Source organism: Frankia sp. AiPa1, from assembly GCF_023243075.1.
In the GTDB taxonomy this organism is placed as follows: domain Bacteria; phylum Actinomycetota; class Actinomycetes; order Frankiales; family Frankiaceae; genus Frankia.
Window position 1 is genome coordinate 29,036 of record NZ_JALKFZ020000175.1, and the last position, 18,379, is coordinate 47,414.

Below are 18,379 nucleotides of genomic sequence, written 5' to 3' on the forward strand. Positions count from 1 at the left end.
CGAATCCTCCCGCTACCTGGGGGCCTACGGACCGCCTGGCCGACCTGGCAGCGGCCTGTGCGCCGGTCGTGCCGCAGGCCCCGGCATAGCCGCTCGGAGGTGGTGAGCCCGTGGCACCACCACCGTGCCCGCATGGCGCTGGAACCGGGGGACCCGCTGGCGTGCGCCGGCTAGCGCCCTCGCCGCGAACCGCGGCGGCGGAACAGGCCGCTGGCACCGCCACCGGTGGCACCGCCGACGACTGCCGGCGCTTCCTCATCGCGCAGCTTGGCCAGCTCCCGCAGCACCCGTTCCTGCTCGGCGTCGAGTTTGGTCGGCGTCTCGACGTTGACGTGGATGTGCAGGTGGCCACGCCCGGCCGCGCGCAGGTGAGGCACCCCCCGCCCCGCGAGCCGGATGACCTCACCGGGCTGGGTGCCGGGTTTGACGGCGATCGTCTCGGTGCCGTCGAGGGTCTCGAGGGTGGCGGAGGTACCCAGCGCGGCCGAGGTCATCGGCAGCGGAAGTTCGCAGTGGAGGTCGTCGCCCTCCCGCGTGAACACCGGGTGCTGGCGCTCGGACACCTCGACGTACAGGTCACCGGCCGGCCCACCGCCCGGGCCGACTTCGCCCTCGCCGGACAGCCGGATCCGCATGCCGTCCTCGACTCCCGAGGGAATCTTGACGGTGAGGGTGCGGCGCTTACGAACCCGCCCGTCCCCGCCGCAGTCGCGGCAGGGATGCTCGATCACCGTGCCGGTACCCGAGCAGCGCGGGCACGGGCGAGAGGTGACCATCTGGCCGAGGAACGACCGGGTGACCTGTTGGACCTCGCCCCGACCGGCGCAGGTGCCACAGGTCGACGAATGGGTGCCAGGTGCCGCGCCGGCCCCGGCGCACGTCGAGCACACCGCCGCGGTGTCCACGGTGATCTCGCGGGTGGCACCGAAGGCCGTCTCGGCCAGGTCGAGCTCGATGCGCAGCAGTGCGTCGTTGCCGCGGCGGACCCGCGAACGCGGGCCGCGGTTGGCACCGCCCCCGAAGAAGGCATCCATGATGTCGCCGAGACCGCCGAAGCCGGCGCCGAACGGCGAGCCGCCCCCACCGCCTCCGCCCGGCGCAAGTGGGTCACCGCCGAGGTCGACGATCTGGCGCTTCTCCGGATCGGAGAGCACCTCGTACGCGGCCGTCACGCTCCGGAAGCGTTGCTGCGCCTCCGGATCGGGGTTGACGTCGGGATGCAGCTCCCTGGCCAGTTTGCGATATGCACGCTTGATCTCGTCGTTCGACGCGTCTCGACGCACGCCGAGAACGGCGTAGTAGTCCACGGCCATCAGTCGGCACCCAAGAGTTCACCCACGTATTTGGCGACGGCCCGCACGGCCGCCATCGTCCAGGGATAGTCCATCCGCATCGGCCCGACCACGCCCATGCCGCCCAGGGCGAAGGGCCCGCGACCGTAGCCGGTGGCCACGACCGCAGTCGACCGCAGGGCATCCACGTCCGTTTCTCGGCCGATGCGTACGGTTACAGTACCGGTCTCCCGCGCCGAGCCGATGAGCTTCATCAGCACGACCTGTTCCTCGAGCGCCTCGAGAATCAAGCGCAGCGAGTCGGCGAAGTCGACCGTGGCCCGGGTGAGGTTGGCCGTACCGGCCATGGCGATCCGCTCCTCCTGGGGCTCCACCATGGTCTCCAGCACCGCACCGGCCATCGTCGCCACGCACGGCCGCAGTTCCGGACGGATCTGGGCCGGCAGTGCGGCGACCGTCCCGGGCGCGTCGGCCAGCCGCTGCCCGGTCAGCGCGCAGTTGAGCGTCGCACGCAGCTCACCGACGGTCTCCTCGTCCACCGGGGCGAGGCTCTCGATGATCCGCTGCTCGACCCGTCCGGTGTCAGTGATGATCACCATGAGGAGCCGGCGCGGGCTCAGTAGCACCACCTCGATGTGGCGCACGCTACTGGCCGACATGGTCGGATACTGCACCACGGCGACCTGCCGGGTGAGCTGGGCGAGCAGCCGCACCGAGCGGTTCACCACATCATCAAGATCGACTGCCCCCTCGAGGAAGCTCTGGATCGCACGCCGCTCCGCCCGTGACAACGGCTTGACGCCGGACAACCGGTCGACGAACAGGCGGTAACCCTTGTCGGTGGGGATCCGCCCGGCGCTGGTGTGGGGCTGCGTGATGTAGCCCTCCTCCTCCAGCGCCGACATGTCATTACGCACGGTTGCCGGCGAGACGCCGAGGTTGTGCCGCTCCGCCAGCGCCTTGGAGCCGACCGGCTCATTACTCAGGACGAAGTCCTCCACGATGGCGCGAAGCACTTCCAGGCGCCGATCCTCCAGCACGCGGTCGCACCCCCTTCGGCAGGCGGGACGTGGCCGGATGACGGTGCGTGCACCGATCGACACCGGGCTTGGCACTCGGCTGCTGCGAGTGCCAAGTGTAGCCCGCCGCCCCGACCCGAGGCACACAACATAAGCCGTCACGCCACGAGCCGGTGAGGTTCCGGCGACATCCTTCCCACCCGACAGACACGATCTTCCCACTGAACGACCACGACCCGCTTTGGGTTCCCGCGCAGCGTCGCGTCGCGGACTCCGCGGCCGCCGTCCGATGCCGGGTCAGTCCGGCAGCAGGGCCCGCACCACCGTGTCGGTGAGCAGGCGACCGCGAAGAGTCAGTCGCACGACACCGGACTCCAGTCCGCCGGGCTCGACGAGACCGGAGCGGGCAAGCTCCCCCATAGCGACCCGCCCGGCATCGTCCAGATCGTCCACGGCGAGCCCGTCGGCCAGGCGCACACCAAGCATGACCCGTTCCACCCGGCGCGTGGCGGCGTCGAGCTCCTCGCGGGCGGCCGCCGGACTGCGCCCCGCACCCAGCCGCGCCGCGTATTCCGCGGGATGACGCACATTCCACCAGCGCACGCCGCCGATGTGACTGTGCGCACCGGGGCCGATGCCCCACCAGTTGTCGCCGCGCCAGTAGCCGAGGTTGTGCCGACAGCGAGCGGCCGGGCCCCGCGCCCAGTTGCTGATCTCGTAGTTGACCAGACCGGCCGCAGCGAGCAGGTCATCCGCCGTCAGATAACGATCAGCCAGCAGATCGTCGTCGGGCTCGAGCAGCTCACCACGGCGCACCCGCCGGGAGAGCTTTGTGCCCTCCTCGACAGTGAGCGCATAGGCGCTGACGTGATCCGGGCCGAGTTCGACGGCAGCCCGCAGACTCGCCAGCCAGTCGGCGTCCGACTCGCCCGGCGCACCGTAGATCAGATCAAGACTGACCTGATCGAAACCGGCCTTGCGGGCCCAGCGCATCACCTCGGACACCCGCCCTGGCGTGTGCCGGCGGTCGAGCGCGGCCAGCACGTGCGGGCGGTCGCTCTGCATGCCGAAGGAGATCCGGGTGTAGCCGGCGGCCCGCAGCTGCTCGAGCTGGGCGGGGTCCACCGACTCCGGGTTGGCCTCGGTCGTGACCTCCACGTCCGGCGCCAGCCCGAACTCGTCGGCCACCAGCCGCAGCAGGCGCCCAAGATCGCTGGGCGGCAGCAGGGTCGGCGTACCACCGCCCACGAAAACCGTGGACACCGGCCGGTCCAGCGCGGCGAGCACCTGGCGGGCCAGCCGGATCTCGGAGCCCGCGATGTCGGCGAAGGTCGTCAGCCCGACCGAGGAAACCAGGGCGCCGCCGAGATCAGCCGCCGTGTAGGTGTTGAAGTCACAATAGCCGCAGCGGGCCGCGCAGTACGGCACATGCAGGTAGACCCCGAACGGGCGCTCGGCCAGCTCGGCCAGCGCAGACGCGGGCAGCATGCCGTCGTCGGGGGGAGCTGCCCCGTCGGGAGGCTTTTGTGGCATGCCCCCAGTGTGCCCCCAACAGATGGGTTTACGGCAACGCAATGTTCGCCTGGCGCGTGGGCCAGCCCGGGAGAGCTACAGGGGGACCACGTGTGGATGACCGAGAACGCGTACCCACACACGCTCACGCCATGCAGTCGGTTTTGCCGTTGTTGTGAGCAGAACGGAGGATTATGGGCGATGCGTCGTGGATCGGTGGCGCCCGATACGAAAAGATCGAGTCATGGACGACGACGCCAGGTCCCTGCTGTCAGAGATCTCAGCACTGCTTCCACCCCGCACCACCGTGTATCGGTCCAGCGCGGCCGCGAACGCCGCAGGCCAGCCCCTCGCGCCGCTCACCTCACTCACTCCCTTCGTCGAGCCGACCACCGAGCCACTCACACTGCCGACTCCGGCACTGCCCGCCACCGCGTTGCCGTCCAGCTGACCCGCGCCGGGCGCGCAACCCGGCGCGCCGGCACGCCGGTCACTTCGCGGTCTGTGAGGTCTTCCCCACATCGGTCGAGAGCGCGGCGATGAAGGCCTCCTGCGGCACCTCGACCCGCCCGATGGTCTTCATCCGCTTCTTGCCCTCCTTCTGCTTCTCCAGCAGTTTGCGTTTGCGGGTGATGTCGCCGCCGTAGCACTTGGCCAACACGTCCTTGCGGATCGCCCGGATGTTCTCCCGGGCGATGATCCGGCTGCCGATCGCCGCCTGGATCGGGACCTCGAACTGCTGGCGGGGGATCAGCTCGCGCAGCCGCGAGGTCATGGACACGCCGTAGGCGTAGGCCTTCTCCCGGTGCACGATCGCGGAGAAGGCGTCGACGGTCTCGCCCTGCAGCAGAATGTCCACCTTGACCAGATCTGCGAGTTGCTCTCCGGCCGGTTCGTAGTCGAGGCTCGCATACCCACGGGTGCGGGACTTCAACGAGTCAAAGAAGTCAAAGATGATCTCTCCGAGCGGGAGGGTGTACTTGAGTTCCACCCGGTCGGTGGACAGGTAGTCCATACCCTGCAGCACCCCGCGCCGGTTCTGGCACAGTTCCATGACGGCGCCGACGAAGTCGGTGGGTAGCAGCAGCATCGCCTGCACGATCGGCTCGTGGACCTCCGCGATCTTGCCGCCCGGCCAGTCGCTCGGATTGGTCACCGTGACCTCCGAGAGGTCCTCCATGACGACGCGGTAGACGACGTTGGGCGCGGTCGAGATGAGGGTGAGATTGAACTCCCGCTCCAGGCGCTCCCGAACGATCTCCAGGTGCAGCAGGCCGAGGAAGCCGCAGCGGAAACCGAAGCCGAGAGCCGCCGACGTCTCGGGCTCATAGGTAAGAGCGGCGTCGTTGAGCTGCAGTTTGTCGAGAGCCTCCCGCAGCGCCGGATACTCACTGCCATCGATCGGGTACAGGCCGGAGTACACCATGGGAAGCGGGTCCCGGTATCCCCCGAGCATCTCGGTCGCCGGCCGACGGCTGGTCGTGATGGTGTCGCCGACCCGGGCCTGGCGGACGTCCTTCACACCGGGGATGACATAGCCCACCTCGCCGACCGAGAGGGAGCCGGTGGCGTGCGGATCCGGGGAGATCACGCCGACCTCGAGCGTCTCGTGGCTCGTCCCGGTCGACATCATCAGGCAGCGATCGCGCGTGGTCAGCGTGCCGTCGACGACCCGGACGTAAGTGATCACGCCACGGTAGATGTCGTACACGCTGTCGAAGATCATGGCGCGGGCGGGGCCATCCGGGTTGCCGACGGGAGCCGGAACCTGACGAACGATCTCGTTGAGCAGCTCCGTCACGCCCTGGCCGGTCTTGCCGGAGACCCGCAGCACCTCCGCCGGGTCGCAGCCGATGATCGACGCGATCTCCTCCGCGTACTTCTCCGGTTGCGCCGCCGGCAGGTCAATCTTGTTCAGGACGGGGATGATCGTCAGGTCGTTCTCGATCGCCAGGTACAGGTTGGCCAGGGTCTGCGCCTCGATGCCCTGCGCGGCGTCGACCAGCAGCACCGCGCCCTCGCAGGCGGCGAGCGAGCGGCTCACCTCGTAGCTGAAGTCCACGTGCCCGGGCGTGTCGATGAGGTGCAGGATGTAGTCGCGGCCATCGTCGGCCTGCCAGGGCAGGCGAACGTTCTGCGCCTTGATCGTGATGCCGCGCTCGCGCTCGATGTCCATCCGGTCGAGGTACTGGGCACGCATGTTGCGCGCCTCCACGACGCCCGTCACGCCGAGCATCCGGTCGGCGAGGGTCGACTTGCCGTGGTCGATATGGGCGATGATGCAGAAGTTACGGATCATCGCCGGGTCGGCGCCGGGCGCCAGGTGCGGGGCTGCGGACACGCGGAGGGTTCTCGTTTCGCTCGCGGCGGTCACGGGAGCGCCTCCCATACCGGGGATCTGGTCGGCGCCACCCTTCATCGTGCCAGGAGCCGACGGCCTGCATCGCGCCAGGAGCCGCCGCCGCCCGACGGCGGCGCACCGGCGGGCGCCACGTTTGATAATCTGGCTACGCTCTGGTGGGCCTCGCCGCCCTGCGCCCCCGCCGTCCGTCGGTCCGCTGCGCGCGGTCCGTTCGGCGCCGGCCGGGCATGCGGTTGGCGGCGCCGTCCCGGGCATCGGTACCCCAGGCCGCTCCGCGCGGCCGGTCGCCGTACGATGACCTGTCTGCACCATCCCGACTCGACATTAGAGGTTCCTCCGCGTGGCCAACATCAAGTCGCAGATCAAGCGCAACCTCACCAACGAGAAGCGGCGGCTGCGCAACAAGGCGGTCAAGTCCGAGCTCAAGACGCACGTCCGCCGGTTCCGGGACGCCGTCGAGGCGGGCGATGTCGAGCGCGCTGGCGAGACGCTTCGCGTGGCGAACCGCAAGCTTGACAAGGCGGCAAGCAAGGGTGTCATCCACATCAACCAGGCCGCGAACCGCAAGTCGGCGCTGGCTCAGGCCCACGCCAAGCTGACTACCAGCTGACCCGTCGCGCGCGAAGCCGGGGTGCCCATCGGCCCCCCGGCTTTTCTGCGTGGGCTCGGCAGCTTGGTGGCTCGGCGCCTCCTAGGCCCGCCTCCGTCAGAGGGAGGGGTCTGATCGGCCCGCCGGGTCCGGGTGGGCGTCGGAGTCCGGGTCGACGTGAGCCGGCCGCGGCGGGTTCGCCGGGTCCCGCGGCTGGGCCAGCCGTTCGAGCATCTCGTGGTATCCGACGATGACAGCGACGGTCAGGGGCAGCGCCAGCACGACCCACGCGCTCGCCAGATCCCCGAGCGCGACGACCACGGTGACCAGCCCGGTGACGGTGATCAGCGTTCCCCGGACCCAGCCGGCGGGGAGAACCCGAAGGCCGCCCGTCATCTCCGGACGCCGCGGTGCGCCCGGTCGCGCGGGAAGGCGCGGGCCTGGGCCACCTCGCGCAGCAGCTTCTCGAGCGCGTATCCCGCGTCGACGGATGCACCCTTGACTCCAGCATCGGCTACCGCCGCCGCCCGCAGCGCCTGCCCGAGCCCGGGATCCGACCAGGCTCGCGCCGCCCGCTGGGCCTTCTCCACCTTCCAGTCCGGCATCCTCAGGACCCTGGCCAGCTCAGCCCTGCCGCCTGCCGTGGAGTTCCCGGCCCCGGCCGCGGAGACCCGCGCCAGCTCCCGCAGGCCGCCGGCGATCGCGCTGGAGATCAGCACGGGCGCTGTTCCTCCCTCGATCGCCTGGCGCAGCAGCGTCAACGCCTGCGGCAGATCTCCGCCGATGATCGCGTCCGCTACCGCGAAACCGCTGGCCTCGGCCCGGCCCCGGTGGAAGCGGGCGACCGCCGCCTCGTCGAGCAGACCGCCGTCGGTGTCGGCCACGAGCTGGTCGCACACCGCGGCGAGCTCACGCAGGTCGCCGCCGACCGCGTCGAGCAGGGCCCGCCCCGCACCGTCGCTGATCCGCCCGCCGAGCCGGCGTACCTCCGCGACGACGAAGTCGTGCCGGTCCCGCGGCCGCGTGATCTTCGCCGCCGGCATCACCCGGGCGCCTGCGGCCTTCATCGCGTCGGCGAGCTTGCGGTTTTTCACCGCACCCGAATGCACCAGAACGAGCACGAGGTCAGGCAACGGGCGGTCGATGTAGGTGAGCAGGCCGTCGCGCAGCTCCTCGCTCAGGTCCTGCGCCCCCCGGACAACCACCACCCGCCCGCCGCCGAACATCGACGTGGCGCCCAGGTCGACCAGGTCGGCCTCGGTGAGCTCGCCGCTGCTCCGGTCGACGATCTCCACCTCCGGATCACGCACTCTGGCGGCATCGATCACCTCGTGGACAGCGCGACCGACGAGCAGGTCCTCGTCTCCGCTGACCAGAACGAGCGGTGCCGGGCTCAGCACGGATCCGGCGGGTGCGGCGGATGCGGATCGGGGCACTCGGTGAGCATGTCACGATCCGTCCCGCCGGCCACGGCGCACCACCGCGATCGCGTCGCGGCGTACGGAGGCACCCGCGGAACCCGGCGTCGAGGGCGCCGTGACGGCGAGGGCGCCGTCGATGTCGGTACGGCCCACGGCGACCCCGGCCTGCCGCAGGATGCGCAGGGTGGCCGGCGCGGGATGCCCATAGTCGTTGCCGGCGCCGACGCTGACCAGGGCGTATCGTGCCTGGACCGCCCGCAGGAAGGCCGGATCCTGGTTTGCCGAGCCATGGTGCGGAACCTTGAGCACGTCTGCCCGCAGCGCCGTCTCGGCACCCGGCTCGGCAAGGAAAGCCTGCTGGGCAAGGGCCTCGACGTCTCCGGTGAGCAGTGCCCGGACTCCGTCCACCTGCGCGGTGACGAGAAGGCTGTCGTTGTTCGGGTCGCTGTCGGTGCCGTGCAGCAGCACCCGCGGGGCCAGCACCGTCCAGCCGACCGCGCCGACCCGCCCGCTGCTGCCGGCCGTGAGGGCGCGTAGGGGCACCCCTGCCCGCACTGCCCACCGCTGGACCAGCCGCCACTGGCCGGCGGGCTCGTGCAGGGGTCCGACCAGCACCTGCCCCACCCGACGCCGACCGAGCACACCCGGCAGACCGTTCACATGATCGGCGTGCAGATGACTGAGAATGATCGCAGGAATCTCCCGCACATCAAGATCGTCGAGGCATCGGACGAGCAGCGCGGGGTCGGGGCCCGCATCGACCAGCACCGCCTGTCCGGGGCCGGCGCGAAGTACCAGCGCGTCGCCCTGCCCGACGTCGCAGGCCACGATCCGCCAGCCACGCGGCGGCCAGACGACAACCTGGCTGACCACCGCGCACCGGGCAGCCAGCGCTCCCGCCAGCGCCGCTGCGGCGATCCGGCGGGTGACCCGTCGGCGCAGCAGAGCCGGCCCGGCCACGACGGCGACGATGACGGCGATCGCGCCGAAGAGGCCTTGCGGCCAGCCGACGGTGGCCGACGGCAGTCCCGCGGCGGTGTGTGCCACTGTCACGAGCCACCAGCAGGGCAGGTCCGCGGCGTGCGCGCACCAGTGCGCCCACGCCGGGGCCACCGCCGCGACGAGCAGCGTGAGCACACCGAGGACGGTCGCCGCAGGCACGGCCGGAGCGGCCGCGAGATTCGCCGGTATGGCGATCAGGCTGACTCCGCTGCCGATCCAGGCGAGTACGGGCATGCACGCGACCTGCGCGGCGGCGGCCACAGCGAGCGGCTCGGCGAGGCGATCGGGCAGGTACCGGGCGAATCGGAGGTGCCATCCGGGCGCAAGGATGATCATTCCAACGGTCGCCTGGACGGACAGCGTGAACCCGACGGAGACGGACAGAGTCGGCTGCGCGAGCACGAGCAGGGTCACGCTCGCCGCCAGCGCCGCCAGCACGGCCCGCGGCCGTCCGGTGGCGAACGCGGTAAGCCCGATCACCCCCATCACCCCGGCACGGAGCACGCTCGGCGACGGTCGGGCCAGCACCACGAAGGCGAGTAGCGCACAGACGCCGAGCACCGCCCGCCCGCGAAGCCCTCGCCGGGTCCACGCGGCCACCAGCAACACACAGGCGGTCACGATCGCGACGTTGCCGCCGGAAACGGCGGTCAGATGCGTCATGCCGGCCGCGCGGAAATCCTCGCGCAGAGAGTCGTCCAGATTCGAGACGTCCCCGTCGACCAGAGCGGGCAGCAGGCCTCGACGCGGCTCGGGCAGGCCGTCGGCGGCGATTCGAAGACCCGTCCGCAGCCGACCGGCGAACCGCTGGACCAAACTGGGCCGACCCCGCGGACGCGGGGAGGCGTCCCGCACCAGCATCGACCCGGCAACGGTGGGATCATGCTGCGGCCGGGCGAGTCGGCCGGCCACCTCCAGATGCTGGCTCGGCAGGAGGCCACGCCAGGCTTCACCATGGACGAGCAGAACGACGCGGACGCGCGTGCGCAGGGTGATGGTCCTGGCGCTGACCCGCTCGAGGCGGGCCGGCACGGCGAACGAGGGCCCGCCCCGGCCGCCCACGCCCGGGGCCGCCGCGGTGGCGATGATCCGCGGGTCGTCGAGGACGACGGCCCGGGCGGTGACCGGCGAACCTTGGCCCACCAGGTCGGCAAACGGTCCGCGGTGGCCAGCTCGGGTCGTGAGAGCACCGGCGAGGAGCCCGGCGGCCAGGAACGCCACACCCACGGCGCCCAAGCCCGAGCGCGCGGACCGCGTCACCGAGGCCACGGAGCCGGCCGGGGCCATCCGGCGGCGGCCACGACGGCTCAGATACGGCACGCCGAGCATGATCGGCACGGCGAGCAGGACGGCCCCGGCGAGCGCGAGCGCCCCGTCCGGCATGGTCCAGGTCACCGAGGTCGCGGCGCCGCCCCAGGCGGTCGCGGCCGGCAGGACGAGTCGGGCGTCCAGCGGCTCCGGCTCGGTCGCTGGACGCTCGGCCAGGGCGAGCCCGGTTTCCAGGCCGACGGCGACCATCGGGTCAGATCCGGATCAGCGGCAGCAGGTCGGTGAGGCGCTTGTCGCCGACCCCGGTGACCTCACCCAGCTGCTGGGGCGAGCGGAAGGGCCCATGTTCGGTGCGCCACTGCACGATGCGCTGGGCGAGCACCGGACCGACCCCGGGCAGCGCGTCCAGTTGCTCCGCGGTGGCGCTGTTGAGATCCAGCGGGTTCCCCACGCCAGCCGCGCCGCCGCCTGCCCCACTGGCGGCTGCCCCACTGCCCCCTGCCGCCACGGTACCGCCCGCCGATGCACCGACTGCCGCCGATGCGGCCGTAGGCGCGCCGGGCCGGCCGTCCACAAGGATCTGTTCGCCGTCGACCAGCACCCGAGCGAGGGCGACGGCGGTGGTGTCCGTGCCTGGCAGCACTCCGCCGGCCCGGTCCAGCGCGTCGACGACCCTCGCCCCGGCCGGCAGCCGGACCACCCCCGGATGGCTCACCCGGCCCGCAACGTCGACCACCACTTCCGCCGCGGGCCCGCCGGAACGCGCCCCAGCACTGGACGACGCGGCGGACGCGCCACCCGAGTCCGCGGGTCCCGCGGCACCCACGCCGGCCGAGGGCCCCGCGACGATCGTCGAGGTGACACCGGGAGCAGAACTCAGCGGCACCGGGCGGTGCCGCCAGGCAAACCAGGCCGACAGAACCGCGGCCCCGAGCGCGACCAGGGCAAGCACCAGTGCGGCGCTCGCCGCCGGTGCCACCAGCGCCGATCGCAGGGTGATCGGCAGCCGGTCAGCGAGCCGCCCCCGCAGCAGCCGCCATCTGCTGCCCTCAGCCTGCGCCCTCCCGCCCCGGCCCCCGCGAAGTCGCGTGCCGGCGCGGCCCTCATCCGCGAAGCCGGCGTCTGGATCGGCAGCATCTTCATCGGCGAAGTCACCATCGGCAGCGTCACGATCGGCGCGGTCATCGGCGGTTATGTCACCGGAGCCCCACTCGCCGTCGTCGATGCCGGGGGGTTCACCGTCGCCCACCTCGCCCCAGGCGCCATAGCCGCCATCGCCCTTGGCCGCACGACCGTCCTGCGGAGCCAGCCAGTCAATGAGCACGTCGTCGCCGGCCCATGCGCCCTCGCCGGGGTCCGATGCATCGCTCGGCCGGGATGGCATCCCGCCGGGGTGACCAGGCTGAGCGGTCCGGCTCGCTCCGGGGTGTGGTTCGGTGTTGAACTCCCCTGCCCGCACACGGCTGCGCCGCGATGGCGATGGCGCCCACGTTCCGGGCGGGGTGGCGACCGGCGGCGCGGCCAACGTGGCCGGCGACGGTGGCAGTGAGGTATCAGGCGCGGGCGACCCGGGCGGTGGGGGCGGCGCAGGCAGTGCCGTGCCGGCCGGCACGCCGGGCTGCCCGAGCACGGGATGGGGGTCGGGGGGACGCCGGGATCGCGCCGGCAGACGCCGCGAGGACGGGTACCCGGGTCCGGGGGTGGAGATGACCATGGTCAAACGGTAGGTCGCCCACGATCCGCACGAAGCCATCTGATCTTGATCTGTGGACGGACCGACGTTGTCCACAGGGGTACTCGATCGCGTTGAAGTGTTCACCTTGCCGATGGAATATGCGCCGAGGGCAGGCGTTGTCCCAGCCTGTAGGTTGCACGCACAACCATCTTTCACACCGTGCAACCATCAGATAACCGTCCTTACACCCCCAATGTGGACGGCCCGACGCACCCAGGAGGACACGATGACAGCCCCAGCCCCCGCCCTGACCGACCTGACGGGCACCTGGACGATCGATCCGGTCCACTCGCGCATCGGGTTCTCCGCGCGCCACGCGATGGTCACCACCGTGCGCGGGCAGTTCAAGGACGTCGAGGGCACCCTGCAGCTTGACGGCGCCGACCCGGTGGCCTCGAGCGCGTCCGTCACGATCCAGACCGACTCGTTCGACACTGGCGTTGCGGACCGGGACGGTCACGTGAAGTCCGCGGACTTCCTGGACGTGGCCACGTACCCGACCATCACCTTCCTCAGCACCGGCGCGGCGGCCGGCAAGGGCGAGGACGAGTACGTCCTGACCGGCGAGCTCACGGTGCACGGAGTCAGCAAGACGGTTGACCTTGAGGTCACGTTCGAGGGCAGCTCGAAGGACCCGTACGGCAACACCCGCGCTGGCTTCACCGCAACCACGGCGATCAGCCGCAAGGAGTTCGGCATCTCCTTCAACGCCGCGTTGGAGACCGGCGGCGTGCTGCTCGGCGACAAGATCAAGATCGAACTGGACATCTCCGCGATCAAGACTTCCTGACCCGAGCGACGGTCCCGCCGCCAGGCTGGTGTGGCCTGACTCGGGACGTCGCTGTTGCCTGGCGAACCTCGGCGGTAAGGTCCACACGACCACGACATTCTGGAAGCAATACCGGGAGGTTCGCCGATGAAGGTGAACGTCGATTTCGACCGCTGTGCGAGCAGTGGCACGTGTGTCCGGCTCGTTCCCGACATCTTCGAGATCCGCGACGACGGCTACCTCTACCTGCTGAACGAGGAGCCAGACGAGTCCCGGCTGGATGACCTTCAGGAGGCGGTCGAATGCTGCCCGACCGAGGCCATCAGCATCAGTGAGAGCTGATCCTCGGCAGGTTGGTACGCCTGCGGCATGACGCGGAGCCGTATCCGTCCGGATGAGCCCGGCGGATACGGCCCTCAGGCCGTGGGCCGCACAGATGCCACACGGTCTCCCACGTAACAGCATCAGTGAGAGTGTGGGCCGGCGCTCCGGGAGCGTCAGCGATCTCAGTGGCCGGCTGCGGCCGCCAAGGCCGTGGCGGCCGGGCCGCCAGTCTGCTCGATCACCTCGGCCACCCCGGCGTCCAGATCGACCGGGTCCGTGAGCTCCGATCCCTTGTTGCGGACGTTCCCGACGGCGGCGTCCACTGGATGGGCCGCGAGCACCCCGGCGGGCGCGGGGCGCAGCAGCGCGGTGAGATCGGCCGGGTTGGTGGCGGGATCGATCCAGCGGTCCCAGGCCGCGACCGGAAGGATCACCGGGGAGCGGTCGTGCAGGAACGCCAGCCCGTCTGCGGCGGTGGTGGTGAGGATCGTGAACGTGACCAGGGGGGCATCGCCCTTGCGCCAGAACTCGTACAGCCCGGCGAACGCAAGAATGCCACCGGTCGCCGGATGCCCGGCCGGATACAGGTAGAACGGCTGGCCGCGGCGCGCACCTGCCCCGGGGCGGAACCACTCGTAGAACCCGGTGGCGGGCACGAGGCAGCGCCGCGACGCATAGGCCGAGCGAAATGCCGGTTTCGAGGCGACCGTCTCCGAGCGGGCGTTAATCATCCGAGAACCGATGGCACGGTCCTTGGCCCAGGACGGAACCAGCCCCCAGGTAGCCAGTCGCAACACCCTGCCACCAGGCGAGGCGACCCCGCCCCGCCCGCCGGCTCCGTCTGTGGTGCTGGCTCCGTCGGGGCCGCCGGCCGAACCGCCTGCCGGCGGCTCGGCTACCACGATCGGCATGGTCGAGGTGGGGGCGACGTTGTAGTTCTCCCGGACCGCGCCGCCGGTGTCGTCCCGCGCGGACATCGCCGCGACCAGGTCATCGGACTTCAGCTTCTGCGTGTAACGACCGCACATGCCATCCGAGTCTCCCACCCGGATCCGACAGTTCCCGCATCACAGCCGGCACCCATTCCAACGGCCAACCCGGCCAACCCGGCCGACGCACCCCTCAGGAGGGCCAGCCGAACAGCAGGTCCGCTCCGCCGGCGACGCATCCCAGCCCGCACAGGCCGAACGCCCCCACCCAGAAGGCCCCAGGCACCCTGGTCAACCGGGCCAGTTGGTCGGGGTCGGAGTCGCGTGCCCGCCGACGCCTGCGCTGGCGTTGCACCTCGACGACCGGACGCAACGCGCCGAGCAGCAGGAAGCAGGCGATATAGGCGGCGAAGCCGGCCCGCGCGGTCGGGGGCGCGAACCACGAGATCACCAGAATCACGCCCATGCTGACAGCCAGCGACAGCACGCCGAATCCGTTCCGGATCACCACGAGCATCGCCAGCAACAGCGCCACGCACAGCTGGAGCAGCAGGCTGGAGCGTCCGGTCGCCAGCAGCCCGGTCGCGCCCAGACCCAGCAGGGACGGCGCGGGATAGCCGGCAGCAACCGTGGCGACCACGCCGGGCCCGGTCGGCCGGCCCGAGGAGACCGTCACCCCTGAAGTGTCGGAATGCAGCCGGACGCCGGCGAGACGCCGTCCGCTGAGTACCGCGATCAGCGCATGTCCGCCCTCGTGCGCAATGGTGATCACATGCCGCGCCACCGGCCACACCTGGTCGCTGAGCACCGTCACGGCCGCGAGCACGGCGGCAAGAATCAGCACCCAGCTCGGTGGATCGGGCTGCGCTTCCAGGCTGCGCCGCAGGATGTCCATCTGGCCCGCCCCCTCCGACTCACACAATGAAATGATGTTCGCCGGGAGCTCGTTTCTCGGAACCACGTGTGACGAGGCGCGGTCCGGCCCGACACCGTTGCGCCCGATCGACCCCGACCTGGCCATCATCGCTGGTGGATCGACCGGTGTGTGCCGGGGGCCCTGCCGCAGGCGACGCGGCCACCGCCTCGAAGGAGGCGACACGCATGCGTCAAGACCCGACCCGGACCAAACGCGACGGTGACTCGGCGGCAGTACGGCGACCGGGTCGCGACGTGGACGCGACCGAGCGGCCGTGGCCGGACCCGGCGGTAGGGTCACAGCTGGGCCATCGACGCCCGGGGGGCGATACCTGACAGGGACTATCCGAGGAGTGACCTGTCCGTGGCGGACTACGTCTACCAGCCGGTTGTCGGCGTGGCAAAGGGACTTTTCGCGGGCCTGCGGCTGCGCATCGACATCCAGGGGATCGAGCACGTGCCGAGATCCGGCGGCGCGATCGTCCTGATCAATCACGTGTCCTACCTCGACTTCGCGCTTGCCGGATTGCCGTTCTGGCAGGCCGGGCGCCGGCCGGTGCGCTTCCTGGCGAAGAAGGAGGTGTTCAGCCACCGCGTCGGCGGCCCCCTGATGCGCGGGATGCACCACATCCCGGTGGACCGCAAGGCGGGTGCCGCCTCGCTGCGGGAGGCGTTGACGGCACTGCGCGCCGGGGAACTGGTAGGCATCTTCCCGGAAGCGACGATCAGTCCGAGCTACTGCCTCGCCCCGTTCAAATCCGGCGCGGCGCGGATGGCGACGGGCACGAAGGTGCCGGTGATTCCGCTGATCATCTGGGGTAGCCAGCGGGTCCTGACCAAGGGGCACCCGCTACGCCTGCGGGAAGCGATCGGCACCCCCATCACGATCACCGTGGGTGCACCGGTGCCACCCGCGGATCTTGCCGACTGGCAGGCCGGGACGGACGTACTCCACAAGGTCATGGTCGATCTGCTCGACACCGCCCAGCGACGCTACCCGCGGCCTGCCCCCGATGCGCCCGACTGGTGGCAGCCCGCCCACCTCGGCGGGTCGGCCCCGCCCGCGCCGAGCGGGCCGGCCGACGACGACGCCCGCTGAAGGCCTTCGCTCGGCTCCCCTCATCAGCTCCCCCACTGGTGCCGGACGGTCCGTGCGACGGCGGTCCGCGGGAGTATCGTCCGCCACGTTGATCGCCTTACACGGTGGACTGGTGGAGGTGGTCGGGGGTGTCCGTCGCGGGCTGGACTCTGCTGGCGATCGCCGCCGCGGTGCTGATCGTCACCGCCGCGCTCGTCGACCGCCGGGGAGGTGGGGGGCCTGCGCTTCGCCGTAGGTTCGGTCCGGAGTACGACCGCGCCGTCGCCGAGTTCGGCAGTCGTGGCGCGGCGCATCGGCATCTGCTGGCCGTCGCCGAACGGCGCGACGCGCTCACGCTCGCGCCGCTCACCGAGGCGGACCGCACGGCCTTCGCCCGACGCTGGCAGGCCGTGCAGAGCCGGTTCGTGGACGACCCGCTCGACGCGACCCGTAAGGCGGGCACGCTGGTAGGCGAGGTGATGTCCGCCCGTGGCTATCCAGACGGCGACGTCCGCCAGCGTGCCGAACTGCTGTCGGTGGACCATCCGGAGCTTGCCGTGGCCTATCGCCAGGCGCATATCAGCGCCCGGTCCGCCACCGGCCCCGGCAACGCCGACGGCAAGAGCGGTCCCGGCGGCAGGAATGGCGGCACCGGCGGGAATGAGCGAGTCGACACCGAGGACCTGCGCCGGGCGTTCGTCCACTTCCGCGAGCTGTTCGACCGCCTCGCGGGCCCTGCCTCGCGGGGAATCACCGGCGAGGGCCACCGGGCCGGTCAGGCTCGGTAGCGGTCGGTCAGCTTCCGCGTCCGTGCCGGATCGCCATGTGCCCGCGCGAGGTCGCCGCCGTAGTGGGCGAGCACCCGGCCGTCCATCAGGCGGAACCACCACGGCGGCAGGAACGCGACGATCAGCAGGGTGGCGTAGCCGCCGGGAAGCTGCGGCGACTCGGCGAACGAGCGCAGCGTCTGATAGCGCCGAGTGGGATGGGCGTGATGGTCGCTGTGCCGCTGCAACTGGTAGAGCGCCAGATTGCTGATCACCGCGTCGCTGTTCCAGCTGTGCGCCGGGGTGACCGGCTCGTAACGTCCGGTCGGGGTGCGGGCGCGGGCGAGCCCGTAGTGCTCGATGTAGTTGACGCCCTCGAGCAGGGTCACGCCCACCAGGGCCTGGGCGGCCAGAAAGACCAGCACACCGACGCCGAGCACCCCGGCGAGCGTCCCGAACAGCGCGGCGGTGAGCAGCCAGCCCCGCAGCACCTCGTTGCGCGCCGAGACGACCCGCCGACCGTGCCGGCGCAGCCGTCCCGCCTCCAGGGCCCAGGCCGAGCGCAGGCCGCCGAACACCGTCCGCGGCCAGAATCGCCAGAAGCCTTCCCCGAGCCGGGCGCTGGCCGGATCCTCGGGGGTCGCGACTCGGACATGATGGCCACGGTTGTGCTCGACGAGAAAGTGACCGTAGCCGCTGGCGGCCAGCATCAGCCGGGCCAGGCCGCGTTCGAGCCGTCCCCGCCGGTGGCCGAGCTCGTGGGCGGTGGTGATGCCCACGCCGGTGGCAGTCCCCACGGAGATCACCGCACCGAGGCGGGCGAGGACCGACAGGTTCCCGCCGGCCCAGGCGATGGTGCCAAGCACCAGGGCGATGCCGGCCAGCGGCAGGTAGAGATAGGTGCAGTGGCGGTAGTACCGGTCCGCCTCGAGGGCAGCCCGGGCCTGCTCCGGCGGGTTGACCGGGTCTGGCGGCGAGGTGAGATCGAGCAGCGGAACAAGGACGAAGACGAAGAGCGGGGTGATCCACCAGTGCAGTCCGACACCGGTGCGGTGCCACAGCCCGTACCCGACGATGGCCGTCAGGGGGACGACAGTGGCGGTGAGCCACATGTAACGCTTGCCGTCGCGCCAGGCGGGATGGCCGGGGACGACGATCACGGGGGCGGCCATCGGGACCTCCGATTCACCGGGCGCACAGGCGAGCTCACCGGGCAGGGCGGCGAGACGCCGATCGCGCCGATTCGGCCGCGGGAACTGGCTTCCGACACGACGCCGGAACCGATCGGTCAATCTGCCAGCCCGGCCCGGGTGACGACAACAGGAGCTCCCCCACATGGCACCCGGGTGTCACTCGAAGGAGGCGGCGGCGGGCCGGCCACGCGGCGCCGTTCGCG

The 18,379-nt window shown here is 71.2% G+C and carries 17 protein-coding genes; 6 read left to right on the plus strand and 11 right to left on the minus strand.

The genetic code is table 11. The annotated features are described in order from the left end of the window. Nucleotides 1-170 precede the first annotated feature (170 nt). From dnaJ to hemW, 3 genes are all read right to left on the minus strand, one after another. Nucleotides 171-1,313: a molecular chaperone DnaJ gene (gene dnaJ / locus MXD95_RS21300; RefSeq protein WP_250642453.1), complete on the minus strand. Its 1,143-nt coding sequence runs from the start codon at nt 1,311-1,313 to the stop codon at nt 171-173. Continuing rightward, nucleotides 1,313-2,332 (minus strand): heat-inducible transcriptional repressor HrcA, encoded by a 1,020-nt coding sequence (gene hrcA, locus MXD95_RS21305; protein ID WP_250642454.1) that lies wholly within the window; start codon nt 2,330-2,332, stop codon nt 1,313-1,315. Before hrcA ends, dnaJ begins: the two co-directional genes overlap by 1 nt. A gap of 276 nt (nt 2,333-2,608) precedes the next feature. Then, nucleotides 2,609-3,844, minus strand: a complete 1,236-nt coding sequence (gene hemW / locus MXD95_RS21310; RefSeq protein WP_250642455.1) for a radical SAM family heme chaperone HemW — start codon at nt 3,842-3,844, stop codon at nt 2,609-2,611. Between the two features lie 223 nt (nt 3,845-4,067). Here hemW and MXD95_RS21315 point away from each other — a divergent pair, with 223 nt between their 5' ends. Beyond that, nucleotides 4,068-4,274 carry a hypothetical protein gene (locus MXD95_RS21315; protein WP_250642456.1) on the plus strand — a complete coding sequence of 69 codons (207 nt, stop codon included), beginning with the start codon at nt 4,068-4,070 and terminating at the stop codon, nt 4,272-4,274. Nucleotides 4,275-4,313: 39 nt separating this feature from the next. Here the strand turns inward: MXD95_RS21315 and lepA are convergent, their stop codons facing one another. Next, entirely contained in the window at nt 4,314-6,164 is a 1,851-nt protein-coding gene (gene lepA, locus MXD95_RS21320) for a translation elongation factor 4 (protein WP_308301545.1), read from the minus strand. Nucleotides 6,165-6,525: 361 nt separating this feature from the next. On the opposite strand from lepA, the gene rpsT reads away from it, so the two are divergent. Further along, nucleotides 6,526-6,795, plus strand: coding sequence for a 30S ribosomal protein S20 (rpsT, locus tag MXD95_RS21325; RefSeq protein ID WP_250642457.1), 270 nt, complete (start codon nt 6,526-6,528; stop codon nt 6,793-6,795). Nucleotides 6,796-6,891: 96 nt separating this feature from the next. Here the strand turns inward: rpsT and MXD95_RS21330 are convergent, their stop codons facing one another. Genes MXD95_RS21330 through MXD95_RS21345 form a run of 4 tightly spaced genes read right to left on the minus strand, consistent with a single transcriptional unit; the run spans nt 6,892 to nt 11,790 of the window. Next, entirely contained in the window at nt 6,892-7,170 is a 279-nt protein-coding gene (locus MXD95_RS21330) for a hypothetical protein (RefSeq protein WP_250642458.1), read from the minus strand. Continuing rightward, a complete protein-coding gene (holA, locus tag MXD95_RS21335) occupies nt 7,167-8,210 on the minus strand; it encodes a DNA polymerase III subunit delta (RefSeq protein WP_250642459.1) in 1,044 nt (347 codons plus the stop codon). Before holA ends, MXD95_RS21330 begins: the two co-directional genes overlap by 4 nt. A gap of 12 nt (nt 8,211-8,222) precedes the next feature. Beyond that, nucleotides 8,223-10,715, minus strand: coding sequence for a ComEC/Rec2 family competence protein (locus MXD95_RS21340; protein WP_250642460.1), 2,493 nt, complete (start codon nt 10,713-10,715; stop codon nt 8,223-8,225). A 4-nt stretch (nt 10,716-10,719) separates the two neighbouring features. After that, on the minus strand, nt 10,720-11,790 hold the full coding sequence (locus MXD95_RS21345; RefSeq protein WP_250642532.1) for a ComEA family DNA-binding protein: 1,071 nt from the start codon (nt 11,788-11,790) through the stop codon (nt 10,720-10,722). A 637-nt stretch (nt 11,791-12,427) separates the two neighbouring features. On the opposite strand from MXD95_RS21345, the gene MXD95_RS21350 reads away from it, so the two are divergent. Both MXD95_RS21350 and MXD95_RS21355 read left to right on the plus strand, forming a co-directional pair. Beyond that, a complete protein-coding gene (locus MXD95_RS21350) occupies nt 12,428-12,991 on the plus strand; it encodes a YceI family protein (protein WP_250642461.1) in 564 nt (187 codons plus the stop codon). 126 nt (nt 12,992-13,117) lie between these two features. After that, the gene (locus MXD95_RS21355; RefSeq protein ID WP_250642462.1) at nt 13,118-13,312 is read left to right on the plus strand and encodes a ferredoxin; all 195 of its coding nucleotides are present in this window, start codon (nt 13,118-13,120) and stop codon (nt 13,310-13,312) included. A gap of 164 nt (nt 13,313-13,476) precedes the next feature. On the opposite strand, the gene MXD95_RS21360 is transcribed toward MXD95_RS21355, so the two are convergent. Then, nucleotides 13,477-14,322 (minus strand): SOS response-associated peptidase, encoded by an 846-nt coding sequence (locus MXD95_RS21360; RefSeq protein WP_250642533.1) that lies wholly within the window; start codon nt 14,320-14,322, stop codon nt 13,477-13,479. Nucleotides 14,323-14,416: 94 nt separating this feature from the next. Continuing rightward, on the minus strand, nt 14,417-15,118 hold the full coding sequence (locus MXD95_RS21365; protein ID WP_250642463.1) for a M50 family metallopeptidase: 702 nt from the start codon (nt 15,116-15,118) through the stop codon (nt 14,417-14,419). Between the two features lie 384 nt (nt 15,119-15,502). On the opposite strand from MXD95_RS21365, the gene MXD95_RS21370 reads away from it, so the two are divergent. Both MXD95_RS21370 and MXD95_RS21375 read left to right on the plus strand, forming a co-directional pair. Then, on the plus strand, nt 15,503-16,237 hold the full coding sequence (locus MXD95_RS21370; RefSeq protein ID WP_250642464.1) for a lysophospholipid acyltransferase family protein: 735 nt from the start codon (nt 15,503-15,505) through the stop codon (nt 16,235-16,237). Between the two features lie 128 nt (nt 16,238-16,365). Next, entirely contained in the window at nt 16,366-17,004 is a 639-nt protein-coding gene (locus MXD95_RS21375; RefSeq protein WP_250642465.1) for a hypothetical protein, read from the plus strand. Here the strand turns inward: MXD95_RS21375 and MXD95_RS21380 are convergent. Then, nucleotides 16,992-18,155 carry an alkane 1-monooxygenase gene (locus MXD95_RS21380; protein WP_250642466.1) on the minus strand — a complete coding sequence of 388 codons (1,164 nt, stop codon included), beginning with the start codon at nt 18,153-18,155 and terminating at the stop codon, nt 16,992-16,994. The two genes, MXD95_RS21375 and MXD95_RS21380, sit on opposite strands and share 13 nt — an antisense overlap. Nucleotides 18,156-18,379 lie beyond the last annotated feature (224 nt).